Source organism: Enterobacter cloacae complex sp. IR5450, assembly GCF_049238665.1.
Lineage (GTDB): Bacteria > Pseudomonadota > Gammaproteobacteria > Enterobacterales > Enterobacteriaceae > Enterobacter > Enterobacter hormaechei_C.
Map to the genome: position 1 here is coordinate 1 of NZ_JBMKIC010000084.1, position 1,034 is coordinate 1,034.

A 1,034-nucleotide genomic window follows, 5' to 3' on the forward strand; every position below is an offset into this window, starting at 1 on the left:
CATAAACCGTTCTATGGCCATCATCACCTTCAATCCTGAAGGGATCGTGCTTGAAGCAAATGAAAATTTCGTCAATGCCACTGGCTATAAGCGGGATGAAATCATAGGTAAGCATCATCGTCTGTTCTGTGCCGAGACGCTTTACAAAAGTGATGAATACCGACATTTCTGGGAGAGACTGAATCAAGGTGAGTTTTTTTCTGGTCTGTTTCCACGCCTTAACCGTCAGGGAGACCCTCTGTGGTTCCGTGCAACTTATAACCCTGTCTTTAACAGTGATGGGCAGCTTTATAAAATTGTGAAATTCGCTACAGATGTTACGGCTGATGTCCTGCGAAACCAGAGAGAGCAAGAGGCTGCTGTGCATGCATGGGATATGGCCGTGCAGACCCGAGAAAGTGCGCAGAACGGTGCCAATGTTATTGAAAATAGCATCCTTATGATTGACAGAATTGCGCAGGGGATGGGGGCTGTCTCCACCGATATCTCACGGCTCAACAATCAGTCTGAAAGTATTGACGATATGGTGGAAACCATCCGGAAGTTTGCCATGCAGACAAGACTTATTGCACTGAATGCCGCGATTGAAGCAGCAAGGGCTGGCGCATCCGGAAGAAGTTTTGCGGTTGTTGCCGCAGAAGTGCGTAATCTTGCGGCGAGCGTCAGTAGCGCGACTGAAGAAATTGAGCAAGTCGTGGCCAGCAATAGTCAACTGGCCAAGGATGTTCTCTGTGGCATTGAAAACAGCCTGATGAACACTCGGAAAGGGGTTACACTCATGCGCGAAGCGGGTGAAGTTATGACCAGCATTCAGAGGAATGCTGCAGGGGTTGAGACTGCGGTTAAGGATGTCGCCATTTCAGTTAAAGCCGGATAGGCCATGGTGCATATCCCCATATCTGTCGAACATCACAGATGATCTTCTTGAGATCCTTTCCGTTGCGTCGTAATCTCTTGCTCTGAAAACGAAAAAACCACCCGGCAAGGTGGCTTTTTCGAAGGTTCGCAAGAGTTGACGCTCTTTTGAACCGCGG

Annotated in this window: 1 protein-coding gene; it reads left to right on the top strand. The window is 48.5% G+C overall.

Annotation, left to right across the window (positions count from 1 at the left end; all coding sequences use genetic code 11):
- Window positions 1-877 (top strand): methyl-accepting chemotaxis protein (locus ACOTYB_RS24780; RefSeq protein ID WP_421765920.1); only part of this gene is annotated, 877 nt, incomplete at its 5' end.
- Between the last annotated feature and the right edge of the window lie 157 nt (window positions 878-1,034).